This window comes from Pseudomonas sp. 10(2024) (genome assembly GCF_045164175.1).
GTDB lineage: Bacteria > Pseudomonadota > Gammaproteobacteria > Pseudomonadales > Pseudomonadaceae > Aquipseudomonas > Aquipseudomonas alloputida.
The window spans coordinates 169,629-193,374 of record NZ_CP174006.1; the positions used below are offsets into that span (position 1 = coordinate 169,629).

Annotated in this window: 21 protein-coding genes (1 of these 21 running past the window's edge); 17 read left to right on the plus strand and 4 right to left on the minus strand. The window is 62.3% G+C overall.

Annotated elements, in window-relative coordinates:
- Together ACI7M0_RS00680 and ACI7M0_RS00685 are read left to right on the plus strand one after the other, a co-directional pair.
- Positions 1-4,719: the 3' end of an immunoglobulin-like domain-containing protein gene (locus ACI7M0_RS00680; RefSeq protein ID WP_405314543.1), read on the plus strand. Its footprint begins 22,500 nt before the window's first position; only the last 4,719 of its 27,219 coding nucleotides appear in the window; the start codon falls outside the window, past its left edge; it ends in the stop codon at positions 4,717-4,719.
- A 145-nt stretch (positions 4,720-4,864) separates the two neighbouring features.
- The gene (locus ACI7M0_RS00685) at positions 4,865-5,206 is read left to right on the plus strand and encodes a hypothetical protein (protein WP_003255921.1); all 342 of its coding nucleotides are present in this window, start codon (positions 4,865-4,867) and stop codon (positions 5,204-5,206) included.
- Positions 5,207-5,275: 69 nt separating this feature from the next.
- Here the strand turns inward: ACI7M0_RS00685 and ACI7M0_RS00690 are convergent, their stop codons facing one another.
- Positions 5,276-5,836 carry a WYL domain-containing protein gene (locus ACI7M0_RS00690; RefSeq protein WP_064491746.1) on the minus strand — a complete coding sequence of 187 codons (561 nt, stop codon included), beginning with the start codon at positions 5,834-5,836 and terminating at the stop codon, positions 5,276-5,278.
- Between the two features lie 207 nt (positions 5,837-6,043).
- On the opposite strand from ACI7M0_RS00690, the gene ACI7M0_RS00695 reads away from it, so the two are divergent.
- From ACI7M0_RS00695 to ACI7M0_RS00725, 7 genes are all read left to right on the plus strand, one after another.
- Positions 6,044-6,838 carry a tetratricopeptide repeat protein gene (locus tag ACI7M0_RS00695; protein WP_014589291.1) on the plus strand — a complete coding sequence of 265 codons (795 nt, stop codon included), beginning with the start codon at positions 6,044-6,046 and terminating at the stop codon, positions 6,836-6,838.
- Between the two features lie 133 nt (positions 6,839-6,971).
- Positions 6,972-7,424, plus strand: coding sequence for a MarR family winged helix-turn-helix transcriptional regulator (locus ACI7M0_RS00700; protein ID WP_003255908.1), 453 nt, complete (start codon positions 6,972-6,974; stop codon positions 7,422-7,424).
- Positions 7,421-9,508: an FUSC family protein gene (locus ACI7M0_RS00705; protein ID WP_020190729.1), complete on the plus strand. Its 2,088-nt coding sequence runs from the start codon at positions 7,421-7,423 to the stop codon at positions 9,506-9,508. Before ACI7M0_RS00700 ends, ACI7M0_RS00705 begins: the two co-directional genes overlap by 4 nt.
- Positions 9,505-9,717: a DUF1656 domain-containing protein gene (locus ACI7M0_RS00710; RefSeq protein ID WP_003255905.1), complete on the plus strand. Its 213-nt coding sequence runs from the start codon at positions 9,505-9,507 to the stop codon at positions 9,715-9,717. Before ACI7M0_RS00705 ends, ACI7M0_RS00710 begins: the two co-directional genes overlap by 4 nt.
- Complete coding sequence (locus ACI7M0_RS00715) at positions 9,714-10,589, plus strand: HlyD family secretion protein (protein ID WP_010951565.1); 876 nt, start codon at positions 9,714-9,716, stop codon at positions 10,587-10,589. The genes ACI7M0_RS00710 and ACI7M0_RS00715 overlap by 4 nt, the downstream gene beginning before the upstream one ends.
- Positions 10,586-12,004, plus strand: a complete 1,419-nt coding sequence (locus ACI7M0_RS00720; protein ID WP_129933011.1) for an efflux transporter outer membrane subunit — start codon at positions 10,586-10,588, stop codon at positions 12,002-12,004. The genes ACI7M0_RS00715 and ACI7M0_RS00720 overlap by 4 nt, the downstream gene beginning before the upstream one ends.
- A 110-nt stretch (positions 12,005-12,114) precedes the next feature.
- Positions 12,115-14,058 carry an FTR1 family protein gene (locus tag ACI7M0_RS00725; RefSeq protein ID WP_104960572.1) on the plus strand — a complete coding sequence of 648 codons (1,944 nt, stop codon included), beginning with the start codon at positions 12,115-12,117 and terminating at the stop codon, positions 14,056-14,058.
- A gap of 62 nt (positions 14,059-14,120) precedes the next feature.
- On the opposite strand, the gene ACI7M0_RS00730 is transcribed toward ACI7M0_RS00725, so the two are convergent.
- Both ACI7M0_RS00730 and ACI7M0_RS00735 read right to left on the minus strand, forming a co-directional pair.
- Positions 14,121-14,366 carry a TIGR02647 family protein gene (locus tag ACI7M0_RS00730; RefSeq protein ID WP_003255900.1) on the minus strand — a complete coding sequence of 82 codons (246 nt, stop codon included), beginning with the start codon at positions 14,364-14,366 and terminating at the stop codon, positions 14,121-14,123.
- Positions 14,367-14,435: 69 nt separating this feature from the next.
- On the minus strand, positions 14,436-14,738 hold the full coding sequence (locus tag ACI7M0_RS00735) for a hypothetical protein (RefSeq protein WP_010951568.1): 303 nt from the start codon (positions 14,736-14,738) through the stop codon (positions 14,436-14,438).
- Between the two features lie 148 nt (positions 14,739-14,886).
- Here ACI7M0_RS00735 and ACI7M0_RS00740 point away from each other — a divergent pair, with 148 nt between their 5' ends.
- Complete coding sequence (locus tag ACI7M0_RS00740) at positions 14,887-15,549, plus strand: glutathione S-transferase (protein WP_129933010.1); 663 nt, start codon at positions 14,887-14,889, stop codon at positions 15,547-15,549.
- A 124-nt stretch (positions 15,550-15,673) separates the two neighbouring features.
- Here ACI7M0_RS00740 and argH read toward each other — a convergent pair whose 3' ends face one another.
- Complete coding sequence (argH, locus tag ACI7M0_RS00745; RefSeq protein ID WP_020193156.1) at positions 15,674-17,068, minus strand: argininosuccinate lyase; 1,395 nt, start codon at positions 17,066-17,068, stop codon at positions 15,674-15,676.
- Between the two features lie 297 nt (positions 17,069-17,365).
- Between argH and ACI7M0_RS00750 the strand changes: the two genes are divergently transcribed.
- From ACI7M0_RS00750 to rsd, 7 genes are all read left to right on the plus strand, one after another.
- Positions 17,366-18,109: a LytTR family DNA-binding domain-containing protein gene (locus ACI7M0_RS00750; RefSeq protein WP_129933009.1), complete on the plus strand. Its 744-nt coding sequence runs from the start codon at positions 17,366-17,368 to the stop codon at positions 18,107-18,109.
- Positions 18,110-18,227: 118 nt separating this feature from the next.
- Entirely contained in the window at positions 18,228-19,169 is a 942-nt protein-coding gene (gene hemC, locus ACI7M0_RS00755; RefSeq protein WP_104960573.1) for a hydroxymethylbilane synthase, read from the plus strand.
- Positions 19,166-19,933 carry a uroporphyrinogen-III synthase gene (locus ACI7M0_RS00760; protein ID WP_104960574.1) on the plus strand — a complete coding sequence of 256 codons (768 nt, stop codon included), beginning with the start codon at positions 19,166-19,168 and terminating at the stop codon, positions 19,931-19,933. Before hemC ends, ACI7M0_RS00760 begins: the two co-directional genes overlap by 4 nt.
- Positions 19,934-19,978: 45 nt before the next feature.
- Positions 19,979-21,079: a uroporphyrinogen-III C-methyltransferase gene (locus ACI7M0_RS00765; RefSeq protein WP_104960575.1), complete on the plus strand. Its 1,101-nt coding sequence runs from the start codon at positions 19,979-19,981 to the stop codon at positions 21,077-21,079.
- On the plus strand, positions 21,076-22,314 hold the full coding sequence (locus ACI7M0_RS00770; protein ID WP_010951574.1) for a heme biosynthesis protein HemY: 1,239 nt from the start codon (positions 21,076-21,078) through the stop codon (positions 22,312-22,314). Before ACI7M0_RS00765 ends, ACI7M0_RS00770 begins: the two co-directional genes overlap by 4 nt.
- A 222-nt stretch (positions 22,315-22,536) precedes the next feature.
- Complete coding sequence (locus ACI7M0_RS00775; RefSeq protein ID WP_010951575.1) at positions 22,537-23,043, plus strand: disulfide bond formation protein B; 507 nt, start codon at positions 22,537-22,539, stop codon at positions 23,041-23,043.
- A gap of 231 nt (positions 23,044-23,274) precedes the next feature.
- Entirely contained in the window at positions 23,275-23,745 is a 471-nt protein-coding gene (rsd, locus tag ACI7M0_RS00780; protein WP_104960576.1) for a sigma D regulator, read from the plus strand.
- Position 23,746 lies beyond the last annotated feature (1 nt).

Here is a 23,746-nt window from a genome sequence, read left to right on the forward strand (position 1 = left end):
CTGACGCTGGACAAGACACCGGTCAGCACGTCGGTGACCGACGAGCCAGGTACGCCGGGCAATGAAGGCGACTTGGTCAAGGTCACCATCACGGCCGACCAGACCTCGGTGGCCGAGAACGTCAAGCCGACCTTCACCGTCCACGTCAACCAGCCGCTGGCCCACGATCTGGTCGTGACCCTGAGCAACAGCGCTCAGGTCACCATCAAGGCCGGTGAAACCAGCGCGCCGTACACCCACGCTGCGCAAGGCGATGACGTCTACAACGACGCGGGCCAGATCAGCCTGGGCATCACGTCCGCTGTGGATGTAGACGGTCGCACCTTCGAGAACCTGGAGTTGGGCGGTGCTGCGAAGGTGGATGTCACCGACACCACCGACGAAGTAGTGGCGAAGCTGACCGCGACCCCTTCGGTCACCGAAGGCGGCGAGATCACTTACACCATCACGCTGACCAACAAAGACGGTCTGCCGATCGACAAGCACGCGGCGCTGACCTTTACCCTGGACGATGGCAAAACCACCATCACCATCCCGGCTAACGGTACAACCGGCACTGCCACCGTCACTGCCCCGGACAACGTCTACGTCGGTACCAACGACCCTGTGATCAAATCGATCGCAACCGTTGAAGGCGCGGATGTCGGCAAGTTCGAGCAACTGACGCTGGACAAGACACCGGTCAGCACGTCGGTGACCGACGAGCCAGGTACGCCGGGCAATGAAGGCGACTTGGTCAAGGTCACCATCACGGCCGACCAGACCTCGGTGGCCGAGAACGTCAAACCGACGTTCACCGTGCACGTCAACCAGCCGCTGGCCCACGACCTGGTCGTGACCCTGAGCAACAATGCCCAGGTCACCATCAAGGCCGGTGAAACCAGCGCGCCGTACACCCACGCTGCGCAGGGTGATGACGTCTACAACGACGCTGGCCAGATCAGCCTGGGCATTAATTCGGCAGTGGACGCCACTGGTGCGACCTTCGAGAACCTGCAACTGGGCGGCAACGCTTCGGTTCAAGTGACCGACACCACTGACGAAGTGGTGGCCAAGCTGACCGCCACCCCTTCGGTCACCGAAGGCGGCGAGATCACCTACACCATCACGCTGACCAACAAAGACGGTCTGCCAATCAACAACCACAGTGCATTGACCTTCACGCTGAGCGACGGCAAAACCGTCATCACCGTGCCGGCTAATGGCACCGTGGGTACTGCCACTGTCACTGCCCCGGACAACGTCTACGTCGGCGCTAACGACCCTGTCGTGAAGTCGATCGCAACCGTTGGAGGCGCGGACGTTGGCAAGTTCGAACAGCTGACACTGGACAAGACCCCGGTCAGCACCGCCGTGACCGACGAACCAGGTTCGGGAACTCCAGGCGCCGGCAACAAGGGCGACGTCACCACCGTCGGTATTACCGGCACGACTTCTCTGACCGAGGGTGAAACCGGCCAGTACACCCTGACGCTGAGCAACGCGTCCAAGTCCGAAGTCACTATCACCCTTAGATACAGCGGTACCGCCCAAAACGGTGATGACTTCACCGGTGTTGCGACCGTGAAGATTCCGGCCAACAGCACAGGCACGACGTTCAACATCGCTACCCTCAACGACAAACTGGTCGAAGGTACCGAGAACTTCGTCGTGAAGATCGAAACCGCCACGGGTGGTAACTTCGAGAACCTGCAGGTTGATAGCAGCAAATCGAGCGTGACGACCACCATTCTCGACAATGACCACCTGCCGGTTTCGCCTGGCGGCGCGGTATTTGGCGTTGAGGACACCGATTACGTGTTTGCCTGGAGTGATTTCAAAGTCACTGATGCCGACGGCAACACTAACCTGTCTGTGACCATTACCTCGCTCCCGGCCGCCGGCAACTTGCAGTTCTTCAACGGTACTGCATGGGTGAATGTGGCCGTTGGCCAGGTGGTCAGCCAGGCTGATATCACTGCCAAGAACCTGAAGTTCGTTCCGGCCCTCAACCAGTCGGGTACGGACAACTACGGTGGTAATGGCGTGGGTAACCAGAAGGCTGACTACGCCCAGTTCAAGTTCAAGCCGAACGATGGCACCAACCTGGGCAGCGAAGTGACCATGAAGGTCGATATCAGCCCGGTTGCCGATAAACCGACCCTGAGCTTCGGCAGTGCCGATATCGAGTCCAAAGGGCTGACCAAGGAAGTCTGGACCAGCCTCAAAGGCCTGGGTACTGGCGGCAACGGCATTACCGGCGAGGATCTGAAGACGGTCTTTGCCAACTCCGGCAGCGCGAACTCCAGCAGCACCACTACCAACGTGCAGTCCGATGGCAGCGTCACCGCTGGCACCGGTTCGAAAACGTCGGGCCTGATCTACCTGGAAGCCGGCAAGGTCTATACCTTCAGTGGTTCGGCCGACGACAGCTTCGTGGTCACCATCGGTGGCAAGACTGTAGTCACAGCCACCTGGGGAGCCGGTGGCGGGGTTTCGGGTACCTTTACCCCGAATACCAGCGGCTACTACCCGATCGAGGTCTACCATGCCAACCAGTCCGGTCCAGGCAGCTATGACCTGAACATCCAGGTGGGCTCCGGTGCCGTTACCGACCTGAGCAGCTCGAACGTCAAGATGTACCAGAACGTTACCGAGATGGCGAACGCAGGCCTGGGTGTGTCCGACCTGCACACCGTGAATGGTCAGAGCTACTACGACGGCTACAAGCTCAACGAAGGGCCTGAGGGTGGCTCGGTGAAACTGGTCGGTATCTCCACCGCCCTGACCGACACTGACGGCTCCGAAAGCCTGAACGTGACACTCAGCGGTATCCCGAAAGGTACCGTGTTGAGCGATGGTGCAGGCCACACGGTCACGGTAGGTACTGCCCCGGTCGATGTGACAGGCTGGAAACTCAGCAGCCTGACGCTGACCCCGCCGGCCTATTACAAAGGCTCGTTCGACATCACGGTTACCTCGACTGCCACCGAAAGCCTGGGCGGCTCGGCCATCACTACCGGCAATATCCCGGTGACGGTGTACGGCGCGACCTACAAGGCCAGTGTGGGTACCTCGGGTAATGACACGCTGACCGGTAGTGAAGGCAACGACATCTTCGTCGCTGACGTATCCGGGCTGAACGTGGTTCAGGGCAAGAACTACAACATCGCCTTCATGGTCGATAGCTCGGGCAGTATGAGCGACAAGTCGATTGCCGACGCCAAGACGCAGTTGGCCTCGGTGTTCAACACGCTCAAGGCCAGCCTGGGCTCGGACACCTCGGGTACCGTAAACATCTTCCTGGTCGACTTCGATACCCAGGTAAACAAGAACGTGGCAGTGAACCTTGCCGACCCGGATGCTTTGAGCAAGTTGCAGGCGGTATTGAACTCGATGGTGGGCGGCTACTACGGTGGCGGTACCAACTATGAAGACGCGTTCAAGACCACGTCCAACTTCTTCAACAGCACCATGGCCACCAGCAACAAAGGTGCGGAGAACCTGACTTACTTCATTACCGACGGTAAGCCAACCTACTATCAGAGCAATGAGTCCACCAACCCTAGCCTGTGGAAGAATGGCAAGAGCCTGGACGATGTAGTCAACGTCAACAATTACAAGATGGGTGACACGTTCAGCGCCTGGGCCGACGCGACTCACAAGGTCGAGATCAGCAGCAGTGGTGTGGTCAAAGTGCTGACCTATACCGAGAACCGCCGAGGTGAGTTGGTGCTCGACTCCACCAAGACGGTCGGCACCCTTCACGCACAGGGTGATGGTACCTATGAACTCTCCAGCCTGGACGGTACCGGCTACGCGGATTACTGGAACTACGTCTACTCGGCCGCAGGTTCTACTGAAAGTTTCGCAGTATTGGGCGGCACCAATGGCTTGAGCAAAGTCCAGGCTATCGGCCTGAACAGCGATGTCACGCTGAACGATCTGAAACCTTACGACAGTGCCGGCAAGCCACAGACCAATATCGACCCGTCCGATTTGGCCAAGGCGATTCTCGGTCACTCCGAAGCAACGGTGCCAGGTGCCGACACCATCGATAGTGGTAACGGCAACGACATCATCTTCGGTGACCTGATCACCCTCAACGGTGTCGTCAGCGAGGGCTACCAGGCCCTGCAGACGTACGTTGCACAGAAGAGCGGTGTTGAAGTCAGTGCTGTCACTACCAGCAATGTTCACCAGTACATCACCGAGCACTACACCGAGTTCGATATCTCCGGTGCCAAAGACGGCAACGACATCCTGTCGGGCGGCAATGGCAATGACATCCTCTTCGGCCAAGGTGGTAGCGACACGCTGAATGGTGGCAAAGGTAACGACATCCTGCTGGGCGGTACTGGCAATGACACCCTGATCGGTGGCCAGGGCGACGATATCCTGATCGGTGGCAGCGGTGCCGACACCTTCGTATGGAAGGCTGGCGACGTCGGTAACGACGTGATCAAGGACTTCAACAAGGCCGAGGGTGACCGTATCGATCTGAAGGACCTGCTGCAGGGTGAGAAGGGCAGCACCATCGACAACTACCTGAAGCTCACCACGGTGGAGGGTACGACCACGTTGCAAGTCAGCAGCGAAGGCAAGCTCAACGCCGAAGGTGGTATCGCCAACGCCGACGTGACCATCAAGCTGGAAGGCGTCAACTGGTCCAACCAGACGATCAACTCGTTGATCAGCGGTGCCGATCCGACCATCATCATCCACAACAAGGACAGCTGACAGACCACCGGGGCCGCACAGCGGCCCCGGCTCTTTCCTGCCACCCGCCAACAGCGCATACTCTGGCGCCGGGCCTGCGCGCCCGGCGATCTTTGCCTATGCTGCTGTCTACCAACAAGGAAACAACGTGACGAGGGACATCGCCATGTTCTACGTGCAACGCAACGCCGCCGGCCAGTTGCTGCGGGTGGAAGCAGCCGCGTTTGATCAGTTCACCGAAATGCTCCCTTCAGACCATGCCGATATCCAGGAATGGTTTGCCGATGACGTCGTGGAGAATAGCCTCAACCAGCTGAAACAAAGCGACCTGGACATGATCCGCGTGCTCGAGGACCTGATCGACGTGCTGACCGCCAAGGGCGTGTTCAAGATCACCGACCTGCCCGCCGGTGCGCAGGCCAAGCTGCTCAACCGTTCCACGGCGCGCAAGGCGCTCAGCAGTCTCAATAACCTGATTGACGAAGAAGAGCAGGGCGGGCTGATCTAACAGCGAGCTGGTTCCCGCGACAGTCGCCGCCGGGTTGGTGTTCGGAGCCAGCGAAGAGGCCAGTACAGGCTACAAATTCTGGTACTGAGCCGCCGCATTGCTCAGAATCCTGCCAATCTCTTCCCGCAAGCCGGCAGGCTGCTCTACCACCACCCTGTCCCCATGGCTCAACAGCCACCAGCGTAATGGCCAACCGTCACTTACCGTGCCGCGTAACCGATGCCCATGCTCCAGCGCCGTCAGTTGCATGTCGCTGCTCAATGGCGCATCCCGCAACTGCCGCGCCAGTGCATCGCTGACTCGTGCCACCAGCTCCACGCCCTCACCCTGCGATGGCTGCAACGCATCCCCTCGCAGATGTGTCAGCAAGTCGAAATTACCGCGCAATTCGCCCACGGCACTGGCCGACCAGTGCCAACCGAATGGAATGCTCTTGTCATTGCGTTCCAGCGGGAATATCAGCGAAAGCTCGTTGAGGTCACGCTCGACAGTGCGTTTGCTGACCGTGAAGCCAACGTCACGCAGGCGCCAGACCAGCTCGGCGCTGGTTATGCCTGGGGAACGGCTGGGCAACTGGCGCAGCAGCGCCCACTGTCGGCTGAGGGTGGCGCGAGTGGTGGCGAACGGCAAAAGATAACGTCCTTGTCTAGGCTTGCCGCAATAGGATGGCGGCATGCGTGGGGCATGGCAATTGGCCACAGCCTGCTCAGATCAAGGAAGTCGCATTTGGTTGCCTCGTGCCGAATCGTTCGCGACAGGTTTTGACGTGACATCACGCAGAATCACGCCTCATCACAGCCGAAGGTTGGGGTTGTGCGTCGTTCAATGAGGATGAACATGTCTGTTGCCAGCAATATCCATTCGCTACTTGCCCGCCTTCTGCCCGAGCGGGTCATCGCCCCTCCTGCCCCTGCAGGAAGGCGACAGCGGCTGTTTTCCGGTGTGGGCTTGCCCAGCCAGCGGTCGCTGCTGGTCAACCGCCTGGATGAGGCCAACGACCTGCAGGCGGTGTATGTCGACCTGCGTCGTCAGGCATTGCAAGGCAGCGTGTCCGCATTGAACGACCTCGGCTGGATCTGGCTCAACGGCAAGTACTGGCGGGCCGATACCGTGCTGGCCGGGCACCTGTTGCGCATGGCGGCCCTGCAGGGCAATGCTGCTGCCTGGTTCAACCTTGGCCAGCAGCACTACTTCGGCAAAGGCATCGACCCTTCCTATGTGCAGGCGGCGGAGTGTTACCGGCAGGCCTTCGACCGCGGCATGCTGCATGCCGCCGCCGCCCTGGGTGACCTGTATGAGGAGGAGGTGTGCGACGGTGACCTGGAATGGCAGGTTGACCTGGTGCAAGCCTATCAGTGGTTCTTGCGTGGCGCCGAACAGGGCGAAGCGCGTTGTCGTTTTGAAGTGGGCTACCGGTTGATGCATGGGCTGCACGTAGAGGCCAACCTCAAGGCAGCGCTGTACTGGCTTGAGCTGGCGGCAGCGGCGGGGGTGGTGCAAGCGGCAGAGGAGCTGGCGGTGCATTTCAGCAGCCGTGATGCGGTGCGGTATCAGGAGTGGCGGGACCGGGCGGTGCAGATGGGCAGCACATTGGCCTTGACCATGAAGCTGGAAGACCAGATCCATCCCTGAGTATGTCTCTTCAGTGCTGACTGAAAAATGAACAACATTTAACCCAGGCTATCCGTCGCCCCCTGTTGACGACAGGGGGATGTCGGGGCGTATATTGATAGTTAGCAAACTATGAATATATTTGGTTCTCTTCATGTCCCTTGATTTCCTGCGCCTGCAAGTCAGCAGTGGCCTGGTAGTCGCTGCCCGCCACTGGCGGCGCATCTGTCATACCGCCTTGACCGGCTACGGCATTTCCGAGGCCTGCGCTGCACCGCTGCTGATGATCGTGCGCCTGGGCGACGGCGTGCACCAGGTAGCTGTGGCCCAGGCCGCTGGCCTGGAAAGCCCGTCGCTGGTACGCCTGCTTGACCAATTGTGCAAAGCTGGCCTGGTGTGCCGCAGCGAGGACCCACTGGATCGCCGCGCCAAGGCACTGAGCCTGACTGCCGAAGGCCGTGCCCTGGCCGAAGCCATCGAAGCCGAACTGGTGCGCTTGCGCCGCGATGTGCTCGGCGGTATCGATCAGGCCGACCTGGAAGCTGCCTTGCGTGTGCTTCGTGCCTTCGAGGCTGCCGGCCTGGGCAGTGCAGGCGGGGTGGCATGAACGGCTTCTTCAGCTCCGTCCCTCCGGCCCGTGACTGGTTCTACGGCGTGCGCACCTTCGGCGCGTCCATGATTGCCCTGTACATTGCTTTGCTCATGCAACTGCCGCGCCCCTACTGGGCCATGGCGACGGTATACATCGTCTCCAGCCCCTTCGTCGGCCCGACCAGCTCCAAGGCGTTGTACCGTGCCGTCGGCACGTTGCTCGGCGCTGGCGGGGCAATCTTCCTGGTGCCGCCGCTGGTGCAGTCACCGTTGCTGCTGAGCATCGCCGTTGCCCTGTGGACCGGCACCTTGCTGTTCCTTTCGCTGAACCTGCGCACGGCCAACAACTACGTGCTGATGCTGGCCGGTTATACCCTGCCGATGATTGCCTTGGCCGTGGTGGATAATCCGCTGGCAGTGTTCGATGTGGCTTCTTCTCGTGCGCAGGAAATCTGTTTGGGAATTGTCTGCGCGGCAGTCGTCGGGGCTATCTTCTGGCCACGCCGGCTGGCGCCGGTGGTAGTCGGTGCCACCGGAAACTGGTTCACCGAGGCGATTCGCTACAGCGACACCTACCTGGCCCGCGATGCCAGCGCTGACAAGGTCGGCGGTATGCGCGGGGCGATGGTCACCACCTTCAACTCGCTGGAGCTGATGATCGGTCAGCTCGCCCACGAAGGTGCCGGCCCGCATACCCTGAAGAACGCCCGCGAATTGCGCGGGCGGATGATCCATCTGCTGCCGGTGATCGACGCCCTCGACGATGCACTGGTTGCCCTGGAAGGCCGCGCCCCGGCCCAGTTCGCCCAGCTTCAACCCGTGCTGGAAGCCGCTCGTGAATGGCTCAAAGGCACTGCCGACAGCGCTTCGGTAGCGCACTGGGCCACGTTGCATGAGCAGATCGGCCGCTTGCAGCCCGCTACAGCCGCCCTCGACCAGCGCGCCGAGCTGCTGTTGTCCAACGCCCTGTACCGCCTGACCGAATGGGCCGACCTGTGGCAGGACTGCTGCACCCTGCAGCATGCCCTGCGTACCGATGATGCCAAGCCTTGGCGTGCGGTGTATCGCCACTGGCGGCTGGGCCGCCTGACAGCGTTTTTCGATCGTGGCCTGATGCTCTACTCGGTAGCCTCCACGGTCCTGGCGATCGTGGTCGCCTGCGGCCTGTGGATCGGCCTGGGCTGGAACGACGGCGCCAGTGCGGTAATCCTCGCGGCAGTTGCGTGCAGCTTCTTCGCCGCCATGGACGACCCGGCACCGCAGATCTACCGGTTCTTTTTCTGGACGCTGATGTCGGTCATCTTCTCCAGTCTGTACCTGTTTTTGGTACTGCCCAACCTGCACGACTTCCCGATGCTGGTGCTGGCCTTTGCCGTGCCGTTCATCTGCATAGGCACCCTGACCGTACAGCCGCGCTTCTACCTGGGCACCTTGCTGACCATCGTCAACACCTCGACCTTCATCAGCATCCAGGGTGCCTACGACGCCGACTTCTTTACCTTCCTCAACTCCAACCTTGCCGGCCCCGCGGGCCTTCTGTTCGCCTTTATCTGGACCCTGGTGATGCGCCCGTTCGGCGTGGAACTGGCGGCCAAGCGCATGACCCGCTTCGCCTGGCGCGACATCGTCGAAATGACCGAGCCTGCGACCTTGGCCGAACACCGCCAGGTTGGCGTACAGATGCTCGACCGCCTGATGCAGCACCTGCCACGTCTGTCGCAAACCGGCCAGGACAGTGGTGTGGCACTGCGCGACCTGCGCGTGGGGTTGAACCTGCTCGACCTGCTGGCGTACATGCCGCGCGCCGGCCAGCAGGCTCGCGAGCGGCTGAACACTGTGGTCGAGGAAGTCGGTGCGCACTACGCCGCCTGCCTGCGTGCTGGCGAACGCCTGCATGCCCCGGCCGCACTGCTGCGCAACATGGAACGCGCTCGCCTGGCGCTGAACCTGGATGAGCTGTACGAGCGCGGCGATGCCCGCACCCACCTGCTGCATGCCCTGAGTGGCCTGCGCCTGGCGCTACTGCCGGGGGTGGAGGTGATGCTCGAACCCGCCGAACAACCGCAACTGCCCCCCGGGCTCGACGGAGCGCCCTTGTGATTGGTGAACTGGATATCAGCGGGGTGTTCCTGCCCACGCTGCTGGTGATGATGTTTGGCACCTACCTGCTGTTCCTGGGGGTGCACGCGGTGCTGGTGCGCCTGCATTTCTACCGCCTGGTCTGGCACCGGGCGTTATTCAACGTTGCCCTGTATGCCGTGCTGCTCGGCGCGGTGGACCACTTTTGTCGAAACCTGATGCTGCCATGAAAAAACCTTTGCTGACCTTGGGCCGTGTGGTCCTGACCTTGCTGGTAGTGACCTTCGCCGCCGTGCTCGTGTGGCAGATGGTGGTCTACTACATGTTTGCCCCCTGGACCCGAGACGGCCATATCCGCGCTGACGTGATCCAGATCGCCCCCGATGTGTCGGGATTGATCCAGAAGGTCGAGGTGCGCGACAACCAGACCGTCAAACGTGGCGACGTGCTGTTCACCATCGACCAGGACCGCTTCACCCTGGCCCTGCGTCAAGCCAAGGCAACCCTTGGCGAGCGCCAGGAGACCCTGGCCCAGGCTTCCCGCGAAGCGCAGCGCAACCGCAAGCTGGGCAACCTGGTGGCCGCCGAGCAACTGGAAGAAAGCCAGTCCCGCGAGGCCCGTGCCCGTTCGGCTGTCAGCGAGGCGCAAGTGGCTGTCGATACTGCCCAGCTCAACCTTGACCGCTCGGTGGTGCGCAGCCCGGTAGACGGCTACCTCAACGACCGCGCGCCGCGTAACCACGAGTTCGTCACTGCTGGCCGCCCGGTGCTTTCGGTGGTCGACAGTGCCTCCTACCACGTCGATGGCTACTTCGAGGAAACCAAGCTGGGCGGTATACACATCGGCGATGCCGTGGACATCCGCGTGATGGGCGACAACACCCGCCTGCGTGGCCATGTGCAGAGCTTCGCCGCTGGCATCGAAGACCGCGACCGCAGCAGTGGCGCCAACTTGCTGCCCAACGTCAACCCGGCGTTCAGCTGGGTACGCCTGGCCCAGCGCATTCCGGTGCGCATCGCCTTTGACGAAGTGCCGCAAGACTTCCGCATGATCGCCGGGCGTACTGCGACGGTGTCGATCATCGAGGGCCAGCGCCCATGAAACAGCTGATCCTGGCTGGCCTGTGCCTGTCGCTGGGGGCCTGCATGATGGTGGGGCCCGACTATGAGGTGCCTGGGGATGCGGCCGTGCAACGCAATGACCTGAACGGCCCGCTGCGCCAGGATGCCGACAGCGTCGTATCGGCGCCGGTCCCCGAGGACTGGTGGCAGCTGTATCAGGATCAGCGGCTGAACGAGCTGGTGCGTCAGGCGCTGAGTGCCAACACCGAACTGCGCGTGGCGGCAGCCAACATCGCCAAAGCTCGCGCTCAGGTGGAGGTGGCTGAATCGCAAGGCGGCTTCAACGGTGGCGCCAAACTCGGCGCTCAGCGCTTGCAGGAGTCGGGCGAAGCCTTCCTGCAGCCTGAGAAGGTGCCGGTAGCCAACATCGGTGAGGCCATCATCAGTGCCTCGTACCAGTTCGACCTGTGGGGCACCTTCAAGCGTGGTACCGAGGCTGCCAAGGCAAATGCCGACGCGGTGCAGGCCGCTGCCGACACTGCCCGCATCACGCTTGTGGCGGACGTGGTCAAGGCTTATACCCAGGTGTGCTCAGCCAACGAGGAATACCACATTGCCCGTGAGTCCCTCGATTTGCAGGAGCAAAGCGTGAAACTCAACCAGCGCCTGCGCGATGCTGGGCGTGGCGATGAAACCCAGGTCACCCGCTCGCAGACCCAGTTCAAATCCTTGCGTGCCGAACTGCCACGCTTCAAGGCCGAACGCGAGACGGGCATGTACACCCTGGCTGCGCTGCTGGCCAAGCCGGTCGACCAGTTGCCTTCCGGTACCGCCGATTGTGCCGAGTTGCCGCACCTGAACCAGCTGGTCCCGGTGGGCGATGGCGCGGCCCTGCTCAAGCGCCGCCCCGACGTGCGCCAGGCCGAACGCCAGCTGGCTGCCGCCACCGCCTATATTGGCGTGGCTACCGGCGCGTTGTACCCGGACATCAGCATTGGCGCCCAGGTTGGCACCATCGGTATCCTGGAGAACCTTGGCGAGCCTTCGACCAACCGCTGGGGCTTTGGCCCGCAGATCAGCTGGAGCATCCCCACCAACGGCACCCGTGCCCGTATTCGCATGGCCGAGGCCTCGACCCAGGCGGCCCTGGCGCACTTCGATGGCGTGGTGCTGAACGCCATTCGCGAGACCCAGACCCGGCTGGCACAGTACAGCGCCTTGCTCGATCGGCGCGATGCGCTGGCCGAGGCGGAGAAGTCGGCGAAGGAAGCCGCGGACCAGACGCACCGGTATTACCAGGCAGGGCGTGAGTCGTTCCTGGCGGATTTGCAGGCGACGCGAACCTATACCGATATGCGTGCGCAGTTGGCTGCAGCCAATAGTCAAGTGGCGCAGGGGCAAATTGCCGTGTTCCTGGCGTTGGGTGGTGGTTGGAAGGGCACCGCCAAGCCCTGATGCGATCCTTGAGGGCTGGTCCGCTATGCCCTCCACTTCATCTGATTTGTAGCAAGATTTTTCATGAAATCTGCCCAGCACCCTTGAGTGAAGCAAAGTGGAAGTGAACAATGTTCTCTTTCGCATTTCCTTCGAGACTGGCCATGAAAACCCGTTCCCGTCTGCTTGCCTGGCTGCCGGCTGCATTGCTCGGCCCGGTGCTGGCGCTGTGCAGCACCTTGGCGCTGGCCGAGTCCCCCGCCGAGGCTGCCAAAGCCCAGCACTTGCTGGACTACATTGGCGCCGACTACCCGCCGACCGTGCAGGACGGCAAGGTAATCGACGAGGGCGAATACCGCGAGCAACAGGAGTTCAGCGCGGTATTGGCTGACCTGGTCAAAGGCCTGCCCGCAAATACTGAACAAGCGGCTTTGGAACAGGGCGTCCAGGCGCTGCGCCAGGCCATCGACCAGCGTCAGGAAGGTACTGCGGTCGCCAAACAGGCCCGGCAGCTGGGTGCGCGACTGGCGGTGGCCTACGAGGTCAGCCAGGCCCCGGTGATTACCCCGGACCCCGCCCGCGGCGCTGCGCTGTACGCACAGAACTGCTCGATCTGTCACGGCGCCACCGGCGCCGGCGATGGCCCGGCTGGCGTGGGCCTGGAGCCTGCACCCGCCAACCTGCGCGATGTCTCGCGCCTGGACCAGTTAAGCCTGTTCGACCTCTATAACACCCTGGCCCTGGGTATAGACGGCACCGAAATGCCGTCGTTTGCCGACCAGCTGGACGACCGCCAACGCTGGGATGTGGCCGCGTATATCGCCAGCTTCACCGCCAAGCCGGAAGCGGGCAAAGGTGACAAGACCTGGAACCTCGCCGACCTGGCTCGCCAAACCCCGGCCGAAGTCGCCGTCAACGAAGGCACTGCGGCCGTCGAGGCATTCCGCGCCCAGCGTGCCCAGCCGCCGCAGGTAAAGCGCGGGCCGGCGCAATTGCTCGAATACACTGCCAGCACACTCGACAAGAGCCTGGCGGCCTACCGCGCAGGCGACCACGATCAGGCCTATGACCTGTCGGTGGCGGCCTACCTGGAGGGTTTCGAACTGGTGGAAAGCTCGCTGGACAACATCGACACCCAGGCGCGCAAGGACACCGAAAAATCGCTGATGGCCTACCGTCAGTCCCTGCAGGACGGCCTGCCCGTGGCCCAGGCCGAACAGCGTCTGGCCGACGCCAAAACCAAGCTCGAGCAGGCGGCCAAGCTGCTGGGCAGCGATGGCCTGAGCTGGACGCTGAGCTATATCTCCGGTTTGCTGATCCTGCTGCGTGAAGGCCTCGAGGCGATTCTGGTGCTGGCGGCGATCCTGGCATTCCTGCGCAATACCGGGCAGCAGTCGGCAGTGCGCAGCGTCAACATCGGCTGGGGCCTGGCGCTGGTTGCCGGCTTCGCCACCTGGGCGCTGGCGGCCTATGTGATCGATGTGGGGGGCGCTCAGCGCGAGCTGCTGGAAGGCTGCACGGCGTTGTTCGCCGCGGTAATGGTGCTGTGGCTTGGCGTGTGGATGCATGATCGCCGCCACGCTGCCGCCTGGAAGGACTACATCAAGAGCAGCCTGGTCAGCGGTGGCGGGCGCTTCGGCTTTGCCGTGCTGGCATTCTTCTCGGTATACCGCGAATTGTTCGAAGTGATCCTGTTCTACGAGACCCTGTGGCTGCAGGCAGGCCCCGCCGGGCATCAGGCGGTGCTGGCGGGTGGCGCGACGGCACTGGTGCTGCTGGTGGGCTTGGCCTGGGTGATTCTGCGGGGTTCGGCCAAGCTGCCGCTATCGCTGTTCTTCAGCATCAACGCCGCGCTGCTGTGCGCGCTGTCGGTAGTATTCGCCGGGCATGGCGTGAAGGCGTTGCAAGAGGCCGGTGTGCTGGGCACACGGCCAGTGGCGTTCTTTGAGTTCGACTGGCTGGGGATTCATGCCGATGCCTACTCGCTGTCGGCGCAAGCGGTGGCCTTGCTGGCCATCGTGTTCCTTTACGGCCGCTCGTGGCTGGCGGAAAAGCGCAGTGCTGCGGCCAACTGACTGGAGCCTGCGCGGTCCCACAGGGACCGCGCAAGGTCTCAGATCTTGCGCCAGCCTGATGCTCAGGCTGGCTGTGGCGCCTTGAGAATGTTCTGCAGCAGCTGGACACTTTCAACGGCGTCATGACCCAGACTGGTCAGGTAGCCGCCATCCGGTTGATCGGTCAGCCCCTTCTCATGCAGGCGTTGCGCAGCCGCGATCAGGGCAGGGGATGCGGTGCTGGTTATCTTGATGCCTTCCTGGCTGCTGTCGTGTTTGAACAGCGCGAGTACTTCCATTTCGTCGATCAAATCGGGGGTAAAAGGCATGGCGACTCCTGACTTCCAGACAAGGATTGCGGCACTTTCTACGGTGCCTGATCTTCGAGTGTAGCCGGGTTATTCGTCGTCGCCTTGATCCATCTCAGGCGGCAGCTCCGGCAGTGCCCGCAGAGCGTTCTCATACCACTCGCCGTTGAACGCACGGTCCTCTACCAGCATGTTGTCGATCTCGAAGGCCAGCACATGGGCCATCAGGTTCAGAATGTCTTCACGCTCATAGCCGACCAGCGTCAGCTTGTTGAAAGTGGCCTTGGCCGCAGGCGGCTCGCCGCTTTCGATCTGGTTTTCGATGGCTTGGGTCAGCGTTGCCTCGGCGAAGGCTTCGTCGTCGTCATTGTCGATGTCGGTGGGCTCGCTCATCGCGGTACTCCTAGGATGGGATGCAACAGTGTGCCATGCCTATGGCGGCAATGCCCGGGCATTGACGGAGTGCATGACGCTGGTCAGGGGCAGGTGTTCAGTCTATAAAGGCCACGCCAACCCCTTACGGCCTGGAGGCTGTTTCGTCATGCTCAAGCTTTATGGATTCTCGGTCAGCAACTACTACAACATGGTCAAGCTGGCCCTGCTCGAAAAAGGCCTGCCTTTCGAGGAAGTCACCTTCTATGGCGGCCAGGCGGCACAGGCGCTGGAAGTGAGCCCACGGGGCAAGGTGCCGGTGCTTGAGACCGAACATGGCTTCCTCAGCGAAACCAGTGTGATCCTCGACTATATCGAGCAGACCCAGGGTGGCAAGGCACTGCTACCAGCCGACCCGTTCGGCCAAGCCAAGGTGCGGGAGCTGCTCAAGGAAATCGAGTTGTACATCGAGCTGCCTGCGCGTACCTGTTATGCCGAGTCGTTCTTTGGCATGTCGGTCGACCCGCTGATCAAAGAGAAAGCGCGTGCGGACCTGCTGGCCGGGTTTGCCACGCTCAAGCGCAACGGGCGCTTTGCCCCCTATGTTGCGGGCGAGCAGTTGACGCTGGCAGACCTGATGTTCTGCTTCTCGGTCGACCTGGCCAACGCGGTGGGCAAGAAGGTGCTGGACATCGACTTCCTGGCGGACTTCCCGCAGGCCAAGGCGTTGCTGCAACTGATGGGGGAGAACCCGCACATGCCGCGGATCTTGGCGGACAAGGAAGCGTCGATGCCGGCCTTCATGGAGATGATCCGCAGCGGCAAGCGCTGAGTCTGGTATTGAGCCCTTCGCGGGCATGCCCGCTCCCACAGGTCTGCACCGTTTTTGAAACTTGTGCAATACCTGTGGGAGCGGGCGTGCCCGCGAACGAGGGCGAAGCCCTCGCCTTGGGGGGTTAGCGAGACGCCAACAGACCCTTGCCACGCACTACGGCAGCACGCACCTGCGCCGGCGCCGTACCACCAATGTGGTCACGCGCATTCACCGAGCCTTCCAGAGTCAGCACGGCAAACACGTCCTGCTCGATCTGGTCGCTGAACTGGCGCAGTTCGTCCAGGCTCATCTCGGCCAAGTCCTTGCCAGTGTCCACACCATACTTCACCGCGTGGCCAACGATCTCGTGGCAGTCACGGAACGGCAGGCCACGGCGAACCAGGTAGTCGGCCAGGTCGGTAGCGGTGGAGAAACCGCGCAGGGCCGCTTCACGCATGATGGCGTGCTTGGGCTTGATCGCCGGGATCATGTCAGCGAAGGCCCGCAGCGAGTCGCGCAGGGTATCGGCGGCGTCGAACAGCGGTTCCTTGTCTTCCTGGTTGTCCTTGTTGTAGGCCAGCGGTTGGCCTTTCATCAGGGTCAGAAGGCCGGTCAGGGCGCCGAACACGCGGCCGCTCTTGCCACGTACCAGCTCTGGCACGTCCGGGTTCTTTTTCTGCGGCATGATCGAGCTGCCAGTGCAGAAGCGGTCCGGAAGGTCGATGAACTGGAACTGCGCGCTGGTCCACAGCACCAGCTCTTCGGAGAAGCGCGAAAGGTGCATCATCGCCACGCTGGCAGCGGCGCAGAATTCGATGGCGAAATCACGGTCCGACACGCCATCCAGCGAGTTGCCGGCCACGGCTTCAAAGCCCAGCAGCTTGCAGGTCAGTTCACGGTCGATCGGGTAGGTGGTGCCGGCCAGCGCGGCGCTGCCCAGTGGCATGCGGTTGGTGCGCTTGCGGCAGTCGACCAGGCGCTCATAGTCGCGGCTGAGCATTTCGAACCACGCCAGCAGGTGGTGGCCAAAGGTGACCGGCTGCGCCGTCTGCAGGTGGGTGAAACCAGGCATGATGGTTTCGGCTTCACGCTCTGCCTGCTCCAGCAGGCCCTGCTGCAGGCGGGTGATTTCAGCCAGGATCAGGTCGATTTCGTCGCGCAGCCAAAGACGGATGTCGGTGGCCACCTGGTCGTTGCGGCTACGCCCGGTGTGCAGCTTCTTGCCGGTGATGCCAATGCGGTCGGTCAGGCGTGCTTCGATGTTCATGTGCACGTCTTCGAGGTCGACACGCCAGTCGAAGTTGCCGGCTTCAATCTCGCCCTGGATGGTTTTCAGGCCATCGATGATGGTGTCGCGCTCGGCATCACTGAGCACGCCGACCTGCGCCAGCATGGTGGCATGGGCAATCGAACCCATGATGTCGTGACGGTACAGGCGCTTGTCGAAATCTACCGAGGCGGTGAAACGGGCGACGAAGGCGTCGACGGGCTCACTGAAGCGGCCGCCCCAGGACTGATTGGTCTTCTCGGTGCTCATGGATTCACTCATTGCAGGCGTGAACGAAAAAGTGGCGTCGATGATAGCAGGGTTGGGCTGGCTGCCGCAGGGCGCCGGTCGAGAGAAATGCCCGGAAAATCGCAGAGAAGGATTTCAAGGAATGAACGGCAGTGTTCCACGGACCGTCTACAGTTGGACAAAGGACTGGCAGTGAATCTGCCGGGCCGAGTGAATCTTTGGCCATCGCACCGGTCTAGAGCGTGACCGCAGTGTCGCTCGAACCACACCTGTCTACGCTATACCTGTGCGAGACTCATTCAGGAATCCAGCGCAATTATGAATGTCCTGATCGTTGATGACGAACCCCAAGGCCGTGAACGCCTCACCCGGCTGCTCGGCGAACTGGAGGGTTACACTGTGCTGGAGCCCAGCGCCACCAACGGCGATGAGGCCTTGGCGCTGATTGAAAGCCTCAAGCCCGATGTGGTCCTGCTGGACATCGGCATGCCAGGCCTGGATGGCCTGCAGGTTGCCGCTCGCCTGTGCGAACGCGAGGCGCCGCCCGCGGTGGTGTTTTGCTCCGGGGATGATGAATACGGTGCAGAGGCATTCAAGGACAGTACCCTCAGCCATGTGACCAAGCCCTTCCAGGCCCACGCCTTGCGCGATGCCTTGCGCAAGGCCGAAAAACCCAACCGCGCCCAATTGGCGGCGCTTACCCGGCCGGCCAATGAAGGCGGCGGCCCACGCAGCCATATCAGCGCCCGCACGCACAAAGGCATCGAACTGATCCCGTTACCCCAGGTGATCTATTTCATTGCCGACCACAAGTATGTGACCTTGCGTCACGAAGCCGGTGAAGTGCTGCTTGACGAGCCACTCAAAGCCCTGGAAGACGAATTTGGCGAACGCTTCGTGCGCATCCACCGCAATGCGTTGGTCGCCCGCGAGCGCATCGAACGCTTGCAGCGCACCCCCCTGGGTCACTTTCAGCTGTATCTGAAAGGCCTGGACGGCGATGCCTTGACCGTCAGCCGTCGCCATGTGGCCGGTGTGCGCAAGATGATGCAGACCCTCTGAGGCCCTTGGACTCGGCCCGCACCTGCACCTGACTGCGTATGACCTGTTGATCCGTATCTGCAAGCGATACCGGCGATGCTGTTATGATCGACGGTATTTCTCTGGATCGGGGCGTTTCATGTCCACTCGCGAAATCCGCATTGCCACCCGTAAAAGTGCTTTGGCCCTGTGGCAGGCCGAATACGTCAAGGCCCGCCTCGAGCAGGCCCACACCGGCCTGCAGGTGACCCTGGTACCCATGGTCAGTCGCGGTGACAAGTTGCTCGACGCGCCGCTGGCAAAAATCGGCGGTAAGGGGCTGTTCGTCAAGGAACTGGAAACCGCGCTGCTGGACAACGAAGCCGACATCGCCGTGCATTCGATGAAGGACGTGCCCATGGACTTCCCCGAGGGCCTGGGCCTTTACTGCATCTGCGAGCGTGAAGACCCGCGTGATGCCTTCGTTTCCAATACCTTTGACAGCCTCGAAGCGCTGCCTGCCGGCAGCATCGTCGGCACCTCAAGCCTGCGCCGTCAGGCCCAGTTACTGGCGCGCCGCCCGGACCTGCAAATCCGTTTTCTGCGCGGCAACGTCAACACCCGCCTGGCGAAGCTGGATGCCGGCGAGTACGACGCCATCATCCTCGCCGCCGCGGGCCTGATCCGTCTGGGCTTCGAAGACCGCATCACCTCCACCATCAGCGTCGATGACAGCCTGCCGGCAGGTGGTCAGGGCGCGGTGGGCATCGAGTGCCGCAGTGCCGACGATGAGATCCATGCACTGCTGGCGCCACTGCACCATGTCGACACCGCTGACCGGGTGATCGCCGAGCGCGCGCTGAACAAACGCCTGAATGGTGGCTGCCAAGTGCCGATCGCCTGCTACGCGGTTCTTGAAGGTGACCAGCTGTGGCTGCGTGGCCTGGTCGGCCAGCCTAGCGGCGGGACCTTGCTGGTGGCCGATGCCCGTGCACCCCGTGCTGCTGCCGAGGCCTTGGGCGTGCAGGTGGCCGAAGACCTGCTGGGGCAGGGCGCCGAGGCCATTCTCAAGGAAGTCTACGGCGAGGCCGGTCACCCGTGAGCCAATGGCGCCTGTTGCTGACCCGGCCTGCCGAGGACTGCGCGGCGCTGGCGCAAAGCCTGGCGGCAGCGGGAGTGGGCAGCAGTTGCCTGCCACTGCTGGAGATTGAACCCATTACCGTGGAAGCCCCACAGCGGCTGTCGCTGGAAGGCTTGCATGACTTCCAGGCGATCATTGTGGTCAGCAAGCCGGCCGCCCGGCTGTTGCTTGAGCATCTGGCCGAGACCAGCAACCGGCCTCCGCAGCGAGGCTGGTTCACCGTGGGTGAGGCAACCGCCGGGGTGCTGCAGGGTGCTGGGCTGAAGGTTTGCTTTCCGCCGCGTGGCGATGACAGCGAAGCGTTGCTGGCACTGCCGGCCTTGCGCCAGGCACTTACCGAGCCGGCACCGCGTGTCTTGATTGTTCGCGGCGTCGGAGGTCGCGAACTGCTGGCAGAGCGTCTTGCAGAGCAAGGTGCTAGTGTCGAATATCTGGAACTGTATCGTCGCTGCCTGCCGGCCTACCCGGCGGGTACGCTGATGCGCCGCATTGAAGCGGAACGCCTCAATGGCCTGGTGGTCAGCAGTGGGCAGGGTTTTGAACATTTGCAGCAGATGGCCGGTGCCGATTGGCAGCGGTTGGCCCAGTTGCCGCTGTTCGTGCCCAGCCCGCGGGTCGCCGAGCAGGCCAAGGCCGCTGGGGCCCAACAGGTTGTGGATTGCCGTGGCGCCAGTGCCACGGCCTTGCTGGCAGCCGTGCAGCGTAGCGCTGCACCTGCCTCTTAAGGCGCTAAGCTGAATGCGGTGCGCCCCCATGCAAAGGATGGATACGTGAGCGAGACTGTCTTGTCCAATAACGATAAACCGTCGGCGCAGGCGCCTGCGGAACCCGTTACCACCCCACCTGCCAAGCGCTCCGGCAGTGGCCTGGCAGCGCTGGCCTTGCTGCTTGGTGCGGCCGGGGTGGCGGTAGGTGGCTGGGGTGTCTGGCAGGTGCGTCAACTGCAGGGCAGTGAGTTCAACCAGGGCCAGCACATCGAGGCGCTGAACCAGCGCGCCGAGGCGCTGCAGCAACGTGAACAGCAGATCAGTGCGCAACTGGCCAGTCTGCCAGCCGCCAGCGAGCTGGAAGACCGCCGGCGCTTGGTAGCCCAACTGCAGGGCGACCAGCAGCGTCTCAGCCAGCGCCTGGAAACCGTGCTGGGAGAAAGCCGCAAAGAGTGGCGCCTGGCTGAAGCCGAGCACCTCCTGCGGCTGGCTACCCTGCGCCTTTCGGCGTTGCAGGACATCACCAGTGCCAAAGCCCTGGTCGAAGGCGCCGACGAGATCCTGCGCGAGCAGAGCGACCCGGGTGCCTTCGCCGCCCGCGAGCAACTGGCCCGCAGCCTGGCCACGCTCAACAGCACTCAGCAACCGGACCGTACTGGCCTGTTCTTGAAACTGGCTGCACAGCGTGAGCTGGTACAGCAGCTGAGCGCCCAGTCCCCCGAGTTCGACAGTAACGCCGATGCGCTTGGCGCCCTGACCGCCGACGGTGATGGTGCCAGCAGGCTGTCGCAGTGGTGGGCAGAAATATCCAAGTACTTCCAGATCGACTTCAATGCCGATGAAAACGTGCGTCCGTTGCTGGCCGGGCAGCAACTGAACCAGCTGCGTCTGGCCCTGAGCCTGACTATCGAGCAGGCCCAGTGGGCGGCGCTCAATGGTGATGCCAAGGTTTACACGCAGGCGCTGGACGACGCCCGCAGCGTACTGCTGGCCAACTTCAACGCAGACAATCCGCAAAGCAAGGCCATGCTCGACAGCCTCAATGCCTTGGCCGATCAGCCGGTGTCGGTGGTTACCCCTGACCTTAGTGAAAGCCTGGCGGCAGTGCAGGCCTATATTCAGCGCCGTCACCTGCCGGCCGAGGCTGAAGGGGGCAAGCCATGAAGCGTGTCTACCTGTTGGCCGTGCTTGCGATCGTGGTTGCTGCGGCACTGGGCATCGCGGTTGCCAAGCACAGCGGCTATGTACTGATTTCCTATGGTGGCTTCCGTTATCAGTCGGGGCTGTGGGCAGCCTTGGCGGGTATTTTGGCGGTCGTCCTGCTGCTGTGGTTGCTGCGCTATCTGGTCGGCCTGGTGCTGACTTCCAGTGGTGTGGTCAACCCGTGGTCACGGCGTAACCGCAGCCGACGTATCCGCCTGGCCATCGAACAGGGCCAGCTCGACCTTGCCGAAGGCCGCTGGGCCAGTGCCCAACGGCACTTGCACCGTGCCGCCGAGGCGGAGCGCCAACCGTTGCTGTACTACCTTGGTGCCGCGCGTGCCGCCAACGAGCAAGGCCGTACCGAAGACAGCGACAACCTGCTGGAGCGTGCCCTGGAGCGCCAGCCGCAAGCGGAGCTGGCCATTGCCCTGACCCATGCCCAGTTGCAAATGGACCGTGGCGAAAACGATGGGGCCCTGGAAACCCTGCTGGCCATGCAGGAGCGCCACCCGCACAACGGCCAGGTGCTGCGCTTGCTGCAACGCCTGTACGTGGAGCGCGGCGACTGGTCTGCACTGATCCGCCTGCTGCCCGACCTGCGCAAGGGCAAGGTGCTGCCGCCCGCCGAGCTGGCTGCTCTGGAGCAACGTGCATGGGGTCAGAACCTGAGCCTGGCGACCACCCGTGGCGAAGATGCGCTCAGTGCACGTCAATCCTTGGAGCGCGCCTGGCAGCAGCTGACCGCAGCCCAGCGCCAGGAACCACAACTGGTGCTGGCGTACGCCGAGCAACTGCGCCAGGTAGGTGCCCAGAACGAGGCCGAACAAGTACTGCGCACGGCCCTCAAGCGCGACTACGAAAGCCACCTGGCCCGCCTTTACGGCCTGGTGCGTGGTGATGACCCGGCGCGTCAGCTGCAAACCGCTGAAGGTTGGCTCAAGGCTCACCCGCAAGACGCCAGCCTGCTGCTGACCCTGGGCCGTCTGAGCTTGCAAAACCGCTTGTGGGGCAAGGCGCGTGACTACCTGGAAAGCAGCCTGCGCATGGAGCGCAACCCCGAGGCCTGTGCTGAGCTGGCCCGCCTGCTCGCGGGGCTGGGCGAGACCGAGCGCAGCAACCAGCTGTTCCAGGAGGGCCTCGGCCTGCTGGACGAGCGCCTGCTGGCGCTGCCTTTGCCAGAAGGCGTGCGCGCCTGACCTACCCCAAGGCCCGCGCAAAGGTGCGGGCATTGGGGGCAGGTAATTTATCTTTCGCTGTCAGTTTGATCTGAAGTCCATTTCTTCCGTCGCCTCCTACGGCATATCTGGAAATTTCCTACGCGATTCAGTGACTTGTCGTTGCTGTCGTGCCTTGAAACAAAGCGTGTCTTTCCTCTACCGTTTCAAGCCACTACTTTTTCCCCGGGACCTTCACCGCCCATGCTGCCGGCCCGTTTGCGCACCTTTTTTCTTCCTGCCTGCCTGGTCGCACTGGCAGTACTGGTTGCGTCCTTCCGTCTGGAAAACACAGTGGGGCTGATGCCGTGCCCATTGTGCCTCAGCCAACGGTTGCTGCTTGGCGGGTACGCGCTCCTGTGTTTCGCAGCCGTGCTGCAGGCGCCGGGCACTCGGGGCATCCTTCGTTATGCTCGGCTGGCCCTGGGCTGCTCGCTGGCCGGCGCATTGCTGGCAGCACGGCATGTCTGGTTGCAGGGGGCTGAGGGGGTCAATGAGGTATGCCCGGTGCCGATCGGGCGAGTGTTCGAGCAATCCTGGAGTGAGGCGGCACGGCAACTGCTGCTGGGTGGCCCGGATTGCCGTTCGCTTGCCTGGAGTTTTCTCGATCTGACACTACCGGAATGGAGCCTGTTGGCCTTCCTGCTGCTGGCGGTGCTGCCCTTGAGTTGCCTGCTGGCGTATCGTTTCCGCACCTTGGCAAGAACATGACCTGGCGCAAGGTTGTGCCATTAGCGCGACCAATGGTGATGTAACAGGGTATTAAACACTTGTATGAACTTTGTGTGCTGCGTACCTTGAAGGGCAGCACGCGCGGGAATAATCTCCCAGCACGCATACCGGAAAAACAACTGCTCGATGCCGTCCTGCTGATGTCACCTTTGTGCTGCGCGGTCGTGGTGCGAGGTGCAGCGGCATCTACCCAGAAGGGAAGAGATCGCCATGCTCGATAGTTGTCAGAACGCCCAGGAACGCTGGGGTGGGGTTCACAAGCTGATCGACCGTTGGCTGGAGGAGCGCCAGGAACTGGTGCAGGCTTTTCGCGCCCTGCGCGATGTGAGGCCAGCCTTCGCCGACAAGGACACCAACGGGGACTTTTGCGCCCTTCTGGTCGACTACGTTTCGGCGTGGCACTTCGAAGTCTGCGAGCAACTGGTCAGCGAGGCCAAGGCGTTCGGAGACGAGAAGGCGCTGAAACTGGCCGAAGAGATCAACCCACGGATCAACGACAGTACTCAGATCGCACTGGCCTTCAATGACCATTGCACCAAGGGGGAGTGCAAGGACACCGAACGCTTTGCCGAGAAGCTGGCCAAATTGGGCGGGTTGTTGCATGAGCGCTTCGAGCTTGAAGACTGCCTGATCGAAGTGCTGCACAACGCACACAAGGAAGAGGGTGCAGTGCAGGCCTGAG